Source organism: Polyangium sp. y55x31, assembly GCF_029946505.1.
Lineage (GTDB): Bacteria > Myxococcota_A > Polyangia > Polyangiales > Polyangiaceae > Polyangium.
Genome location: NZ_JARZHG010000023.1, coordinates 1 through 14619, shown reverse-complemented (window position 1 = coordinate 14619; position 14619 = coordinate 1). Strand labels below are relative to the sequence as shown.

Annotated in this window: 14 protein-coding genes; 5 read left to right on the top strand and 9 right to left on the bottom strand. The window is 68.9% G+C overall.

From position 1 onward, the window contains the following. Positions 1-10: 10 nt before the first annotated feature. Positions 11-943 (bottom strand): ribose-phosphate diphosphokinase, encoded by a 933-nt coding sequence (gene prs / locus QHF84_RS31560; protein WP_281317195.1) that lies wholly within the window; start codon positions 941-943, stop codon positions 11-13. Between the two features lie 60 nt (positions 944-1003). Here prs and QHF84_RS31555 point away from each other — a divergent pair, with 60 nt between their 5' ends. Continuing rightward, positions 1004-1561 (top strand): hypothetical protein, encoded by a 558-nt coding sequence (locus tag QHF84_RS31555; RefSeq protein WP_281317194.1) that lies wholly within the window; start codon positions 1004-1006, stop codon positions 1559-1561. Positions 1562-1565: 4 nt separating this feature from the next. Here the strand turns inward: QHF84_RS31555 and QHF84_RS31550 are convergent, their stop codons facing one another. From QHF84_RS31550 to QHF84_RS31540, 3 genes are all read right to left on the bottom strand, one after another. Continuing rightward, positions 1566-1949: a hypothetical protein gene (locus QHF84_RS31550; RefSeq protein ID WP_281317193.1), complete on the bottom strand. Its 384-nt coding sequence runs from the start codon at positions 1947-1949 to the stop codon at positions 1566-1568. A 23-nt stretch (positions 1950-1972) separates the two neighbouring features. Beyond that, positions 1973-2356 carry a hypothetical protein gene (locus QHF84_RS31545; protein ID WP_281317192.1) on the bottom strand — a complete coding sequence of 128 codons (384 nt, stop codon included), beginning with the start codon at positions 2354-2356 and terminating at the stop codon, positions 1973-1975. Between the two features lie 566 nt (positions 2357-2922). After that, positions 2923-3591 carry a hypothetical protein gene (locus QHF84_RS31540; protein WP_281317191.1) on the bottom strand — a complete coding sequence of 223 codons (669 nt, stop codon included), beginning with the start codon at positions 3589-3591 and terminating at the stop codon, positions 2923-2925. 235 nt (positions 3592-3826) lie between these two features. Between QHF84_RS31540 and QHF84_RS31535 the strand changes: the two genes are divergently transcribed. From QHF84_RS31535 to QHF84_RS31525, 3 genes are all read left to right on the top strand, one after another. Further along, a complete protein-coding gene (locus QHF84_RS31535; protein WP_281317190.1) occupies positions 3827-4807 on the top strand; it encodes a hypothetical protein in 981 nt (326 codons plus the stop codon). Continuing rightward, the gene (locus tag QHF84_RS31530; RefSeq protein ID WP_281317189.1) at positions 4804-4965 is read left to right on the top strand and encodes a hypothetical protein; all 162 of its coding nucleotides are present in this window, start codon (positions 4804-4806) and stop codon (positions 4963-4965) included. Before QHF84_RS31535 ends, QHF84_RS31530 begins: the two co-directional genes overlap by 4 nt. A 111-nt stretch (positions 4966-5076) precedes the next feature. Then, complete coding sequence (locus QHF84_RS31525; RefSeq protein WP_281317188.1) at positions 5077-5868, top strand: hypothetical protein; 792 nt, start codon at positions 5077-5079, stop codon at positions 5866-5868. Positions 5869-5974: 106 nt separating this feature from the next. On the opposite strand, the gene QHF84_RS31520 is transcribed toward QHF84_RS31525, so the two are convergent. Then, a complete protein-coding gene (locus tag QHF84_RS31520; RefSeq protein WP_281317187.1) occupies positions 5975-6520 on the bottom strand; it encodes a hypothetical protein in 546 nt (181 codons plus the stop codon). 10 nt (positions 6521-6530) lie between these two features. Next, on the bottom strand, positions 6531-7010 hold the full coding sequence (locus QHF84_RS31515; protein WP_281317186.1) for a hypothetical protein: 480 nt from the start codon (positions 7008-7010) through the stop codon (positions 6531-6533). Between the two features lie 148 nt (positions 7011-7158). On the opposite strand from QHF84_RS31515, the gene QHF84_RS31510 reads away from it, so the two are divergent. Continuing rightward, positions 7159-11001, top strand: a complete 3843-nt coding sequence (locus tag QHF84_RS31510) for an NACHT domain-containing protein (RefSeq protein WP_281317185.1) — start codon at positions 7159-7161, stop codon at positions 10999-11001. Positions 11002-11004: 3 nt separating this feature from the next. Here the strand turns inward: QHF84_RS31510 and QHF84_RS31505 are convergent, their stop codons facing one another. The 3 genes from QHF84_RS31505 to QHF84_RS31495 all read right to left on the bottom strand — a co-directional run. After that, positions 11005-12207 (bottom strand): Bcr/CflA family multidrug efflux MFS transporter, encoded by a 1203-nt coding sequence (locus QHF84_RS31505; RefSeq protein WP_281317184.1) that lies wholly within the window; start codon positions 12205-12207, stop codon positions 11005-11007. Further along, complete coding sequence (locus QHF84_RS31500; protein ID WP_281317183.1) at positions 12208-13899, bottom strand: class I SAM-dependent methyltransferase; 1692 nt, start codon at positions 13897-13899, stop codon at positions 12208-12210. It abuts the gene before it with no gap. A gap of 4 nt (positions 13900-13903) precedes the next feature. Next, positions 13904-14619 (bottom strand): outer membrane lipoprotein carrier protein LolA (locus QHF84_RS31495; RefSeq protein WP_281317182.1); only part of this gene is annotated, 716 nt, incomplete at its 5' end.

Sequence of the window (14619 nt, the reverse complement as noted above, 5' to 3'; positions counted from 1 at the left end):
GGGTCGTCCCTCAGATGCGGTACGTCCGCTCGATCGCGTGGACGAAGAGCGGCGCGACGGACTCGATGGCCCCGGGCTGGTTCGCGAGCTGCAAGCTGCCGGGGTGCGAGTCGGTGCCGAGGATGTGCTCGAACATGCCACTCGCCCGGAGTTTTTCGAGCGCGCCGGGCGGCAGGACGAGGTGGCTCGCGACGGCGTGGCAACGCGTGGCGCCGGCGGCGAGGTAGGCCGCGGCGGCCTGGATGAGCGAGGATCCCGTGCGGATCATGTCGTCGTAGATGACGACCTCGCGGCCGCGCACGTCGGCGTTGACGCCCGTGACGGCGAGCTTGCCGGTCTCGGGATCGCGGCGTTTGTAGACGAACGCGGGTTCGACGTCGAGGTCACGCGCGAGGCTCTGGACCCACTTGGCGCGGCCGGCGTCGGTGGCGCCGAGCAGGTAGGAGCGGCCGTCCATCGTGCGCTGGATGAGCTTCGTGACGAGCGAGGCGCCGTAGAGATGGTGGGTGACGTGGCTGTCGCCGAAGTAGTAGGGGATGCCGTCGGTGTGGAGGTCGAAGAGGTAGACGCGCGTGCCGCCCTCGCACGGCGGGATGGCCGAGACGAGGCGGGCGCGGGTCTTGGCGGTGACGACCTCCCCGGGCAGGACGGCGCGCTCCATGGTCGCGTAGCCGAAATACGGCATGACGATGGAGAGGGAGCGGGCGCCGCCGGTGCTGATGGCGCAGCCGAGGTCGTAGAGCTCGAGCCAGTCGAGGTCGGTGGGCGTGCCGCCGAGCAGCACGACGTCGCGTCCCCACGGGTCCTCGGCGACGCGCAGGTAACGCTCGCCGTCGGGGAAGGTCTTGTGCACGATCTCGCCGCGGTCGAGCTCGCCGGCCGCGAGGAAACGGGGCTCGAGGTAGGCGTACGAGGAGATCGTGAAGAGGAGCTTTCTTGCCATGGCAGCCCGGGTTCTCCTCGCCCATCTCGGCGCCGTTGTCACGCCTCGAAGGAGGAAACCATGAGAAAAATCACGTTGCCCGGCCCGCTCGCATCCACCCTCGCGGCGCGCCTCACCTTCGCCGCGTTGCTCGTCGTCCCGGGCGTCGCGCGGGCGGACGAACCTGCGCCGGCGGCGGAGGTGAAGGCCGAGGAGCGGGGCGGATGGGATGGACGGTTCGTCGCGGGGATGAGCGCGTTCGGCGTGTCGGCGGTGTCGCTGGGGCTCGGGATCCTGTCGACGTACCAGGTGCACGAGGCGAACGTGGCAATACGAACGAGCGTGTTCGCGGCGCAGTTCACGCAAGAGCGAAGCGTGTGCGTGGGGGCGGAGACGTCGGCGGATCCGGGGGCGGGGTTCATCCGGGAGACGTGCGCGCGGGGGAATACGTGGAACACGTTGCAGCACGTGATGTACGGGCTGCACGTGGGAGCGGCGTTCGCGGGGGTGTATCTGGTGGTGACGAGTGTGATGGCGGCGGAGAAGGCGGAGAAGAAGGAGGCGGCGGGGAAGGGGGTCGCCGTGGTGCCGGTGGTCTCGGCGGGGTTTGGCGGGGTCGTGGTGCGGGGGGCGTTTTGAGGGGTCAGTGGATGGGGCGGAGGTGGTCGATTCGGCGGTGGTGGAGGATTTCGTATGTGGCCTTCAGCGTGGCCGACTCGCCAGGCTCGATGGCCTCCAGGCAGTAAAATCGATTCCCCAGCCGCACGCAATCGCCCACGTGCATGCCGGTCCACGGGCGTTTGGGGCCTTCCCCCCACCAGTTCTCTTCCTTCAAGGCGGACTCCGGCACGTCACATGCGTGGGACAGATACGCGACGAGCGGATCCTGTCGGAGAGCCTCGTCCAAGAAGACATTGCAGCCATTCACGCGCGTGGGCTTTTCCAGTTCGAGGGTGACCTCGGTGGGCTCACCGCGTGCGCAGGACACGAGCGCGAGGACTACGAGCATATAGAGACAGCTTCGCATGGTTCCTCGACGGCGTAAGCATATCATCGGATGGGCCGGAGGTGATCGACCCTGCGGGGGTGCGTGATCTCATAGGTCGCCTTGAGCGTGACCGACTTGTCGGCTTCCAGTCCGACCATGCAATAGAATCGGTCCCCCAGGCGCATGCAGTCTCCCATGATCATTGTGGTGGCCGGCCGTGGAAGTCCCTCACCCCACCAGTTTTTTTCGTTCACCAGCGACTCCGGCACGTCGCAGGCGGGCGTCATGAAGGAAGCAGGACGCTCCCCGGGTTTCGCGTCGTGCACGAAGACGTTGCAGCCGTTCACGCGCGTCGCTTTGCCGACGTCGAGGGTGACCTCGGTAGGTTCCCCGCGGCTGCATGCGGGGAAGGTGAGAGCGGCCAAAATCAGGAATGAAGCTCGCATGTTCACACATTTCGAAAGTGTCATCAATCACAGCCCTCGAAGTTGATTTGTTCCCTGGGCGCGCAGTCGAGGCACTTGCGACGCATCTCGTTGCAGCAATCATGGCACGTGGGCAAAGCCCACTTGTGGTCGCAACTATTGTGGCAAAGAGGGGTCTGTAACTCACAATTGGCTGGGTCCGCGCACTGCGTCCCCGTCACCGTGGACCCACCACAGCCCGTCATCCAGCTCGCCAGAAAGACAACACCGGACCCACGCGCATGACCTTCGCCCCTCACCCGAGCCTGCCGGCCCTCTCCCGACGCGTCAACCTCTTTCCCCGCCTGGATCGCCCCGCGCGCCCCGCGCAACCGCCCCGATCCCCGCCTGGATCCACCCCGTCGCTCCGCGCAACCGGCGCACTCCCGACCCGGATCCGCCCTCTCGCGTCGCGCAACGGGCGCACTCCCGACCCGGATCGCCCCTCGCGCCTCGCGCAACCGGCGCGCTCCCCCCCGGGAGTCACCTCCGCGCGCCGCACAACCACCACGATCCAGACCCGGAGCGAGTCCGTTGCGCGATCTACCTCACGAATCCTCGCCGCTTTCCGCCTCGTCGCCGTCCCCCGCAGCTCGCTTTCGCTTCGGCCGCGTCGGCTCCAGGAAGGCCGCGACGCGCTTCGGCTGGCCCGGGAACAGCTTCTTCAGGTCGCCTTCGAGCCGGTCGAGCTCCAGGTTGATGTCCTCCACGTAAAGCTCCTCCGACGTGCCCTGCAAGGCGAGGGCGCGCAGGCCATTCGCCCGCTCCTTCGAGGCCGCGTCGAGCTTGTCCGTCACCACCCCGAGCCGCGACGACCATTTCAACGCGAGCGGCTCGTCCGGGTTCCGCCCGAGCTCGTCGAGCCATTCGCGGCCCTGCTTCACCTCGCGATCGACCCCAAAATCTTGCGCCGCCGACGGCGACACATCCTTGAAAAACCGCGTATAGGGCGGCACATCCCGACGGCCGCCCGTCTTGTCGACGACGTCCCTGCCAAACGCCGCGACCTCCGGATCCCATTGCGCATCCGCGACCGCGAGCCGCGCCCGCGCGCGGCCGAGAGCGCGATCGAGCTTGCGGCGCTCTGCGGCGAGCGCGTCGCCCTTGGCCGCGAGCGATTCCCACAGGTGCGCGAGGTGCTTCGTGGCTTCATCGCTGGCGAGACCGTCGGCAATGGCGGCGCAAATGTCGGCCGCGAGCTGGGGTGAGGTGGTCATGCGTAGGTGGGTAGCCATGTGGGGAAGGTAACTGAGGCGGCGGGGGACGTGTCAAGGGGGAAGGGGGCCGCGCCGCGCAGGTATGCGCGCTGGGATTGACGTTCCCGTTATGCTTTCGGCACGATTGCCGGCCTGCCGGAGCAGGCCCGATCACCACCGCGGGGGTGGACCTGGGAGGGCGCATTCACCTCGGGAGTTGCTGGTGCTTCCTCGCGTCTTCGCCTGGTGCTTACCGTTGAGCCTCCTCGTCCTGTGCGTGCCGACGGTCGCCCGGGCGGAGATCCGCGTTTGTGTGCGGCTCCCGGGGCACCCGAAGATGGATCAGTGGGCGCTTTCGGGCAGCGCGACCGTGATGACCCAGAGCTGGCAGGTCTTCGCGGCGAAGACGAGCGGGCTGACGATCTTCGTATACGACCCCTACGCGCCGCCCGGAAACGTGAGGTTTCTACCGCCTCCATACAACAAGCTGACCTGCCCCACGCCGCCGCCGCGCCCGAAGCCGGCACCGGCGAAGGACACGCGCAAGGCTCCGGGCGAGGAGAGCAAGGCCGGAACGTCCGCGTCCGCCGAGGCCTCGGAGTCGCCGCCGCCGCCGGCGAAGGACGAACAAGTCGAGGTCGAGGTTGTGCCGCCGGGCGTGAACAAGATGCCCGAGCGTCCGCCGGAGAAGCCAAAGCCCTCGCCGCCTCCGCCCGAGGGCGTTCTGTCGAGCGAGCCGCAGTTGCCGTCAGAGGGCGTTTTGCCGAAGCGGGACGAGGTGCACCCGCCGAAGTGCGTGGACCCGCATTGCACGCTGGTGGATCGGGGCGGCGTGCTCCCCGAGCTTCAGCACGGGCAAGGGCGACCGCTCGTGAACGCGGTCCCGTGCGAGCAGACGAAGGAGGGGTGCAAGGGGAACGGGAAGGGCAAGGCGAAGCCCCTGACGCCGATCGAGCGGATGGTCCGCGAGCTGACGATCGCCTCCGCAATGCTGAACGGCGAGTTCAACCACGATCTCGCGCGCAAGGACGGTAAGCGGTTCGGCATCATCGGCGGCGACGACGAGGACGGCGTCGACAACGCCATCGTGCAGGCCGCGGCGGCGATCACGCAGGTCGCCTCGGCGGTGCTCGTCGGGCAGGCCGAGAAGTTCGCCAAGAAGCTGGAGGAGGCGTGCGCGAAGAAGGCGCCGATCATCCTCCAGGGGGTCGAGGAGCTCACGGAGGACCGTCCGTGATCTTGACGAGCGCAGAACACAAGAGGATCACGAAGGCGCTCGACGAGGCCAAGAAGCTGTTCCCGAAGAGCAAGGAAGGCCTCTGGAAGGTATACGAGGAGGTATATGCCCCTTACTCCCACTGGCTCGATGCCATCAAGCCTTACTTCGGGAAGTAGTCCGAGCCGTCGAGGCGCAGAATGAAGACAGAGGTTCGAATCCTGTTCAGAAGCGACCGCATCCAAGAGGGGCCCCGTGCGCTGCTCGATACGGTGCGCTGCGGTCCCGACGTGGCGGAGCTGGACGAAGGTGCGATTTTCACCATCGTCACCCTTGACGAAAGGGACGAGCGCCTGCCGCGCCTCCTGCATCTCCTCACGGAGCGTGGTGCTTCCTGGTTGGAACGGCGCTACGATTGCTTCACCGACGAGGAGCTCGAATCCGCACGGCTGCTCATCATGTCGTACGACGTCAATGCCGAGGTCTTCGGCGGGCCGCAGGAGGGCACGACCTACGATATGTCCGAGGCCTGCAAGCGGTGCGGCGCCGGGGCCCGGCAGACCTCCGCGATGATCCTCGACGGCGAGTATCTTCATCGCCTCGAAGGCCGGCGCGCGGCCATGACCTTCAAAGACGACATGCTCGTCGACGAGAAGCTTTCCGGTGCACTCGCGGAGAGCGGCGCGACGGGACTCTCGTTCCGCGGCGTCTTCGCAGCCTTCGAGGGCAGGGGCCACCTCCAGCTCCCGTGGCGCCAGCTCTGCGCCACGCACACCTTGCCTCGCATGTCGCCCCGCTCGACCGGCATCTCCCCCTACAATCCCTGCCCTTGCGGGCGAAGTAGCTTCGCAGGGAAGGAGGAGGTCCCTATGCGCCTCGCCTACCGGGCTGCGGACGTCGCTGACATCCGCGATATAAACGTCACCTGGGAATGGTTTGGCGAGGCGAAGTTCGACGGCGACGTGAGCGAAGCCCTCTTCCCGAACCCCTTGTTCCTCGTCACCCCCAAGGTCTGGCGCATCTTCCGCGATGCCGGCGTCACCGGGTTCGACTGGATCCCGATCCGCGTCGAGGATGGCTGAGCCACGGCCCCCGTCCACGCGACACCTCGAGAGGGGTCGGTTACCGCTGCGACTCCCAGGACTTTTCCCTTGACAAACGTTTGGAATACAGCGGTGGCCGAGCCCTCTACTGTGTCGTCTCTACCGGCGGTTTCCCACCGAGATCCAGGACCACCTGGGGCACCGACTTGCCCGTGCGCTGCACAGCGGAACCGGACGAAGCCGGCGAAATCCGGACGACGATGGGCTTGGCGGATCGAGGTGGGACCTTTGCCGACGCGGCGGAGGGCGCGGAGCTCGTGCTCGCACTTGCGCTCGGCGTGACGGGCTCCGGCAACACGTTCAGCGCGCCACACGACCAGGCGCCGAGGAGCACATACGCGCGGCTGCAACGGACATCGACGGTGCCGCCGGTCGTATTCACCTGGAGCGTGTGCGCCCATGGCACACGCTCCCACTTCATCGGCATCGCCTCGCACCCGCGAGGTTGCCCCATGCAGGCGGTTTCGCTCGCCAACCGGTCGACCTCGATCGTCGACGCGAACACGTTCACGACGCCGAGGATACACGCGAAGAAGACGAGCCCTCCGCCGACGAACTCGACCCAGAAGACGAACCACGCGGTAGGTCCGCCCCCTTGAACACGAGGAGGCGGCTGTTTCTGCTGTTCCATTCTGGCACCCTCACCGCGAACAGGCGTCACGCCGGTCCGCCTCGAAGTACGTCAGGACGCAACACAACGTGTACTCGCTTTGCGGTACGCCATTCTCGTCGAGCTCCGCGATCGGCGGGCCGTTTGGCTCGTACAGACACGACGCGTTCCGCAGGGGCTCGACGGGATAGATCCCGCGGAGGGGCAAGTCCTTCGGACACCGGTGGACGCCCAGCCGACTCTTGCAAAGTCGCGCCTCGTCGGGCAGGCGCAGGTGAGGGCCGAAGGTCGTCGCCACCTTCGGCGGCTCGCGGAGAATGGCCTCTTCCTCGCGGCTCGGCGCGCATGCGGCGAGTACGAGGAGCGGCGCGAAGAACAGGGCGGCAATATGCGGAGGCAACCAGGATGCGGGTGATGACAAACGCATGTTCCAGGTCAAACCCGTACCTGGAAAAACCCACGTCCGCAATCCGTTTCCGAGCGTCGTGAAGGCGCTCAGATCCTCCGACAAACTCCCACATCCCTCCGCCGCCCGCCTCGCTCCCGCGCCCCGCCCGGAGCGCCCGCTTGCCTCCCGGCCCCCCGGATGAGGCGCTTCTCCGCGCCTCGCGCGCTGGGGCTTCATGCCGCGCCCCACTTCCGGTATGCTCCCCCTCGACGTGTCCTTTCCGCTCCTTGTCCTCCACCTCTCGGACCTGCATTTCGGGCCGCATGGTCGCTTCGGGGGCCAGGACGGCGAGCGGCTCGCTTCACGTTTCGCGGGCGCGATCGACGCCGCGCGCGAGGAGCTCGGCATTCGGCAGGGCGTGGGGCTCGTCGTGGTCACGGGCGACATCGCCGAGGCGGCGCGCAAGAACGAATACGAGGCGGCGCTCGGGTTTTTCGGGCATCTCGACGCGCTTCTTCGTGTCCCCCGGGATCGATTCGTGTTCGTCCCGGGAAACCACGACGTCTCCTGGGCCGAGACGCGCAAGGTCCAGATCGAGCAAGAAGACGAGGGGTTTGATGACGCCGAGCTCGAACGACGCCTCGCCCTCGTACGCCTCGCGCGCTTCGAAGCGTTCGTCGCGGCGTTCCACGGGCGCCCGCGCGCCGAGCTCGCGAACGTGACCTCGATCGGCCACGGCGCCGTCGTTCACCATTTCGCCACGCCGGACGGCGGGGTCGCCGTCGCCGCCCTGAACTCCTGCGAGCGCGAGTCCCACGCGCGCCAGGGCGGCTCCTTCGGCGAGGCGCAAGCCCAGCGGCTGCTCGATCATCTGCGGGGGTTGCCCCCGTCGTGGATGTCGATCCTCGCCGTGCACCACAATCCGATCACGCCCGTGCCCGAGGCCGTGGAGAGCTGGGTCGAATGGCTGCGCGGCCATCCCGGCCCGGTCAAGCCCGAGACGATCGAGCATTTCGCCGCCGACGCCGCGGGCTTCGACGGCAAGGAGCACCTGCGCGCCGTGACCGAAGACGCGCGTGTCTCCGTGGTCCTGCACGGACATCACCACGGCGCCGATGCCCACGCATTCCCTTTTCGGCGCGGGGACAAGGGGCACACGCTGGTGCTCTCGTCCGGGAGCTGGGGGCTCTCGCCCGGGAAATTGCCCGAGAGCCAGCCGGCGATGGTGCATCTTTTGGAGCTCGATCCGGCCCGGCGGCAAGCGCGGTCGATTTTGCGGATCTACGCGCCGCGCGCCCGCGCCGAGGGGCAGGTCGAGCCGGGGTCCTTTGCGGTCGATCCCGGAAGCCCGCGCGGCGCGACGCTCGATCTGTACGTGCCCAAGGGGTTTGGCGAGGAAAAACAGGCGACGGTCGCGTCAGAGGCCGTCGAAGTTTCGGCGTTCGTGGAGGCGTATCGCCGGCGGTTCGGCGCGCGTTACGTGCGCTGGGACCTCGGCGGCGTGGGCGTGACGCAGCCGAGCGGAGGAGGGCCGCCCGTTTCGGCGCGGCTCGACGAGATGTTCGTGCCGCCGAGGCTCGGGACGAATACGGACCCGGACCAGCTCGACGACGGCGCGCCGTTCGATCCCTTCGCGCTCGCCACGCGCGCCTCGCCGCTCGTCATTCGTGGGCCGGCCGGCTGCGGCAAGACCACGATCCTGCGCCATTGCTTTCGCAAGCTGCTCGCCGAGGGCGGAAAGACCTGTGTCCCCTTTTTGATCGAGCTTCGTGAGCTCGGGCGCGCATGGGAGCGGGCGGCGCCGAGCGAGCGGACGCTCGAAGCCTACCTCGCGGGCCGGCTCGCCGAGGTGCGCGGGCGCGACGAACGAAAGACGCTCGCTGCGCTTTTCGACGATCCCACGGGGCCGAGGCCGATCCTGCTCGTCGACGGCTGGGACGAGCTCGGCGATCTCGGCGACGAGGTGCGCGAGAAATTGATGGGCCTGCTCGGCACGTGGCCACGTGTCCTCGCGGTCGTGACGAGCCGTCCTTATGGCGAGAGCCGGCCTTCGAGCGCCGAAGGATTCGATGTGCTCGACGTGCAGCCGCTCTCGGACGAGGAGATCCGGGCATTCGCCGCGCGTTTTCACGGGCGCGTGTACGGCGAGGACGAGGCGTCCGCCCGCGCCGCGAGCGAGCGCTTCGTCTCGGCCCTCGCGTCGAGCGCCGAGGCCGAGGCCCTCGCGCGGACGGCGCTCCTGCTCGTGATGATGCTCTTCGTGCACCGGTCGAGGCCGCTGCCGGACAAACGGCACGAGCTGTATCGCGTGTGCCTCGACAACCTGCTTTCGGCGCGGCCGCGCGCGAAGGAGGCGGAGGGCGCGCGGGCGCCGTCGGCGATGTTCCGGCCGGAGGACGCGGCCGAGCGGATGCGCGTGCTCGCGGAGCTCGCCGATCGGGTGCAGCGCGACGGGTATGTCGTGCACAGCCGGAGCCCGATCGTGCGCACCGAGGACGAGCTTTGCGCGCTTCTGCCCTCGCGCTTTTCGTACGAGGAGCGCCGCGGGTTCATCGCGTGGTTGGTCTCGTCGGCAGGCGTGCTCGTGGATCGCGCCGACGGGACCTTTTCGTTTGCGCACCTGAGCTTCCAGGAATACCTCGTGGCGCAGCACTGGGCCGCGGTGGTGGAGGGCGCGGAGGCGCGGGTCGCGCTTTGCCGGCGGTATTTGCACGATCTCGCATTCTGGGAGACGCTCAGGCTGTGGGCGGCGGTCGTGGAGGACCGGAATCCCGCGCACCTCGCGGCCGTGCTGGAGAATCTCATCGAGGGGGACGCCGATGGGTTCTGGCTCGCGGGCGTGATGTTCGCGGACGGGCTCGGCGAGGGGCATTTCGAGGCGTGGTGCGCGCGGCTCTCGGCCCATTTCCACGTGCACGAGCAGGTGCGCGGGTTCGCGGCGGCGCGGGCGTGGGCGGCGAGCCGGCAGGAAGGGCGGCGGCAGCGGCTCGCGGCGGCATGGCCGGAGGTGGCGTCGCGGGCGCGCTGGCTGCCGGGGGTCATTGCGGCGTCGTGGTGGCAGGAGGCGCGGCTCGGGCGCGAGGAGGCGGAGCCGCCGGCGATGTCGCGATTGCTCTCGGCGGCGGGCGAGGGGCAAGGCGTGGCGCGTGGGCGGGCGCTTGGAGGATCGAGCCCGGTTTGGCCGGGGGATCCGCCGGAGCTTTCCCTGCTCCATTTGTGGCCGGGTCCGCGGGGGCCGGCGGCGGCGCGGCTCCAGACGTTGATCTCGCTCGGGGGCAAACGCGAGCACCTCGGGCGCGCGGCGAGGCGGGTGCTCGTGCCGGAGCGGGAGGAGCGGGATCTGGCGCGGTACATGGCGCGGTATCTGGCGGGGTCGTGGGCGAAGGAAGCGGCGCACGATGATTGGGTGCGGACGTGGGCGCTCGACCTCGCGCGGGATTGGGCGATGGACCTCTCGCGATCGTGGGCGCGGGAATGGGCGCGGGATTTCGCGCTCGATCTGGCGCGGTACTGGGCGCGATATCTGGCGCGGTACTGGACGCGAGATCTGGCGCGGGACTGGGCGTTCGATCTGTCGCGCTACTGGGCGCGGGACTGGAAGCAAGATTGGGTGCTCGACATGGCGTGGGTCTGGGCGCACGAGCTCGAATTGCCCGAGGAGCCGTGGACGCTCGATTTCGCGGCCGTGGAGCTCGCCGGGATCGGCCGGGCCGGGACACGCGCGGTGCTGGCGTTTTCGGAGCCGAAGGATCCGCTCCTGCGACTCTTCCACGAGGCCTGCCGCCTTTCTTTGCGCCCGCGATCGGAATCGATGCCTTTCCGCCGCGCGCTCGCGGAGCTGCCCGAGGGAATCGATCCGCTCTGGCCCGCGCTCGCGCGGCACGTGGCGCGTCTGTCTTCGCCCGAGGACCGCAAGCTCTTGGGCGAGCTCGCCGAGCACCCGGAGAGCCGCGGAAAACCGCTCTCCTGGGGCCTGCGGTATTACGTGCGCGGCGACCTCGTGCTCGACGACGGGACCGAGGTCACGCTCGACGAGCTTTGCGACGAGGCGGGGATCGCCCGATTGCCGTTGCTCGCTCCCATGCCGGACGAGCTCGACGTCGAGTTCGATTGACGGTCAACGCCGCGCGAGAAAGCCCGCGAGGAAGGAGGCCACGCCGCAGGCGGCCATGACGCCCGCCATGGGGCGCATGGAGCCGTCGTTGAGGACGCCCACGAGGGACGACGCGCAGGCCGCGATCCCGAATTGAATCGACCCGAGCAGGGCCGAGGCGAGGCCCGCGCGGTCCCCCTGCTCATCCATCGCGAGCGCGGTCGCGTTCGGCCCGATGAAGCCGATGCTCGCCATGAATCCGAACAGCGATACGGCCACCGCGGGCAGCCCTCCGGCCCCGGTCACCGCAATGGCGACGAGGACCGCGCCCATCGACGCCGCCGCGACCGTCCCGCGCGCGAGGAGCTGACCCGGGGAAAAACGCGCGAGGAGCCGGTGGTTCACCTGGGACGCGGCGATGAACCCGACCGCGTTCGCCCCGAAAAACCATCCATATCGCTGCGGCGAGACGTGGAAGAGCTCGATCAGGACGAACGGCGAGCCCGAGATGTACGCGAACATGCCCGCCTGCGAGAACGCGCCCGTGAGCGTGTGCGCGACGAACGCGCGGTGGCCGAGGAGCGCGCGCACATTGCGGGCGAGAGAGCGAACCTCGATCCGCGTCCGCGTGGTCGAGGTCTCGGGCAGCGCCGTGGCCATGAGCGCGAGGCAAGCAGCGCCGAGGACGGTGAGCACGGCGAAGATGGTCCGCCAGCCCGCGATTTCGAGGGTGAAGCCGCCGAGGAGCGGGGCCAGGATCGGCGCCGCGCCCATGACCAGGATGAGCATCGAGAGAAGGCGCGCCGCCGCTGGGCCGACGTAGAGGTCCCGTACGACGGCGCGCATGACCACGGGCCCGGCGGCGCCGCCGAGCGCTTGCAGGAAGCGGAGCGCGATGAGCGTCTCCGCATTCGGCGCGAGCGCGCATCCGGCCGACGCGAGCACGTACAGCGTGAGCCCGAAATAAAGCGGGCGCTTGCGGCCGAAGCGATCCGTGAGGGGGCCGTACCCGAGCTGACCGATCCCGAGCCCTGCGAAATACGAGGCGAGCGTGAGCTGCGTCATCGATGCGGTGGTCCGGAGATCCCGCTCGATCGAGGGCAAGCTCGGCAAGTACATGTCGATCGTGAGCGGCCCGAGCGCGGCGAGCGCGCCGAGGATCAGCGCGAGCAGGCCCGGGCGATCACGGTGGGAGAGGTGATCGTCGGAGGGGAGGGTGGTCGCCATTCAACCCCTCTCGAGCGTCACGAGCACCGTCTTCAAATGGGCCTCCCCGCCCGGCTCCGGCGGAAAATCCTCGGGATCGGGCCAATCTTTCACCTGGGCCGCGCCGCGCCCCGCGTCGCGCGCGGCGTCCTGCAGCACTCGCTTGAACTTGGCGCGCGGAATTCCCTTGTGGTTCGTGCACGCGAGGAGCCGCCCGCCCGGCGCGAGGACGCGGAGCACGCTCGCCGCGAGCTTTTTGTAATCGCTCTCCGCGGAGAAACGCGTCTGCTTCGTGGTCGCGAAGCTCGGCGGGTCGAGGATCACGAGGTCGAATGGTCCTTCCTTCGCCGCGCTTTTCTCCAGCCATTTGATCGCGTCCGCCTCGACGAGCACGTGCGCCGCCGGATCCGCGCCGATGCGGTCGAGGTTTCTCCGCGCCCATTCGAGCGCGCCGCGCGACACGTCCACGCTCACCGTCCGCCGTGCCCCGCCCGCGGCCGCCGCCACCGTGAAGGGGCACGTGTAGGCGAAGAGGTTCGCGACCGACAACCCCGAGGCCATTTCCCGCACACGGCGGCGGTTTTCCCTTTGATCCAGGAAGATCCCCGTGGACAAACCGTCGCCGAGGCGCACCTCGTAAGGCAAGCCGAGCTCGTGCACGATCATCGGGTCGGGCGCGGGCGCGCCTCGGACCGGGTCTTTCGGCGCGAACTGCGGCTCGCGCGCGTCGACGATGCGGCTCGCGTGTTTCGGGCGGATCTTGAGGTAGATGCCCGTCGCGCCGAGCCGGAACGCCGCGTCGAGGATCCGCTCCCGCGCGGCCTCCGCGTTCTCGTCGTAAAGGGAGATCACGAGGAAATCCCCGTATCGATCCACCGTGACGCCGGGCAAGCCGTCGCCCGCGGCATTCGCGAGGCGGAAGGCGTCCGTGTCCGGGAGGCGCGCGATCCACGCGCGGCGCTCGGCGGCCTCGCGCAGGCGGCGCTCGATGGCGTCGACGTCGGAGAGCCCATCTTTCCCTTCGAGAAAATCCGAAAAGAAAGCGGGGATGGGGGCGCGGAGCGTGAGCGAGCGGCCGTCTGCGGGATGCTCGAGGACGAGCTCTTCGAGGTGCAAGGCGAGCCGAGGGGCCGGATCGCCGCCGCGGGCCACGTCGCCCACGATCGGGGCCTGCTCGGCGCCGAGCTGGGCCGGCAGATCCACGGGACAACCGACCTCGGGCGTGAGCGCGAGGAGCGTGCGATCGCCGCACCTGTCGAGGACGCGGAAAAGCACGGTGGACGGCTGGCCCGCACGCGCCGAGGGCGGCAGGACGCGATGGCCGCCCTCGCCCGGCGCGAGGCGATGGCGCAAGACGCCCCTGTCCGGCCCCTTGCCGCGGCCGAGCATGCCCGGCGTGCCACGGACGAGCGCGACGTAGGTGCGGCGCGCGCGGCGGCGCTCGATTTGCTCGGCAATGGATCGGTTCGCCTCGCGGCGGCGCGTGAAGACGAGCACGCCCGAGGCGTCCCGTTCGAGGCGCTGGTGGACGCCGAGATAAACGGGCGCGCCCGGCTGCGTGGCCTCGTAATGGGCCGTGAGGCGGCGATGGACGTCGTCGCTGCGCTCGGGCGCGTGGGTCGGGACGAACGGGGGCTTGTCGATGGCGACGAGGTCTCGGTCCTCGTGGATCAGACGGCCCGGCGGAGAGAGCGGCCAGAGGTCGAGCGGCACGGCTTCAATTCTGGGTCACGTTGGTGCCCGGCGGAGGGGTGAAGGTGAACTCGGCAGGATCGATCGTGGCAGGCTGGGTCGAGCCCTCGAAATCGAAGCGGTTGCGGTTGCCCTGGGCGTCGACGAGCAGGACGCGCCGGATGACGCCGGGATCCTTTTTCTCCAGGAGCGCCTTGTCGACGTAAAAATACACGGAGTCGTAATGGGGCGTCGCTTGCCGGGGTTTCCCGAGCAGGACGGGGCCGCCCTCGAATTTGGTTTTGTCGTTGAAAGAGAAGCTGAACGAGGGGCCGAGGCCCTTGCCCATCAGGAAGGCGAGCGCGCCCGGGTATTCGGTCTTGTCCACGGGCTGCACGAACATCTGGTTGTCCTCGCCGATGTAGACCTTGAGCGTCGTGCCGTCGGAGACGATTCGATTCTTGCTCGGCGGGTCGTACCGGAAGGAGATCTTGTTCGGCCGCTCGAAATAAAAGACGCCGGTCGATTTTTTCGTCGTGCCCGCGACCTTCTGCGTGTGCTCCTGCTTGAACTTCGCAAAGAAGGTCTTCTTGTCGAGGAAGACCTGATCGATCGCCACGGCCACGGCGTCGGCCGAGCCGGGCGCAGGCGCGGCCGTGGGCGCGGGCGCGGCGGAGGCCGTGGCGGAGGCGGTCGGGGCGGCGGCGGAGGCGGAGGCGGCCGGGGCGGCGGCGGACGCGGTGGCGGTCGGGCGCGGGGACG

What these genes read in the sequence shown, in the direction of transcription:
- prs (WP_281317195.1), bottom strand. Translation starts at nt 943, where the DNA reads ATGGCAAGAAAGCTCCTCTTCACGATCTCCTCGTACGCCTACCTCGAG.
- QHF84_RS31555 (WP_281317194.1), top strand. Translation starts at nt 1,004, where the DNA reads ATGAGAAAAATCACGTTGCCCGGCCCGCTCGCATCCACCCTCGCGGCG.
- QHF84_RS31550 (WP_281317193.1), bottom strand. Translation starts at nt 1,949, where the DNA reads ATGCGAAGCTGTCTCTATATGCTCGTAGTCCTCGCGCTCGTGTCCTGC.
- QHF84_RS31545 (WP_281317192.1), bottom strand. Translation starts at nt 2,356, where the DNA reads ATGCGAGCTTCATTCCTGATTTTGGCCGCTCTCACCTTCCCCGCATGC.
- QHF84_RS31540 (WP_281317191.1), bottom strand. Translation starts at nt 3,591, where the DNA reads ATGACCACCTCACCCCAGCTCGCGGCCGACATTTGCGCCGCCATTGCC.
- QHF84_RS31520 (WP_281317187.1), bottom strand. Translation starts at nt 6,520, where the DNA reads ATGGAACAGCAGAAACAGCCGCCTCCTCGTGTTCAAGGGGGCGGACCT.
- QHF84_RS31505 (WP_281317184.1), bottom strand. Translation starts at nt 12,207, where the DNA reads ATGGCGACCACCCTCCCCTCCGACGATCACCTCTCCCACCGTGATCGC.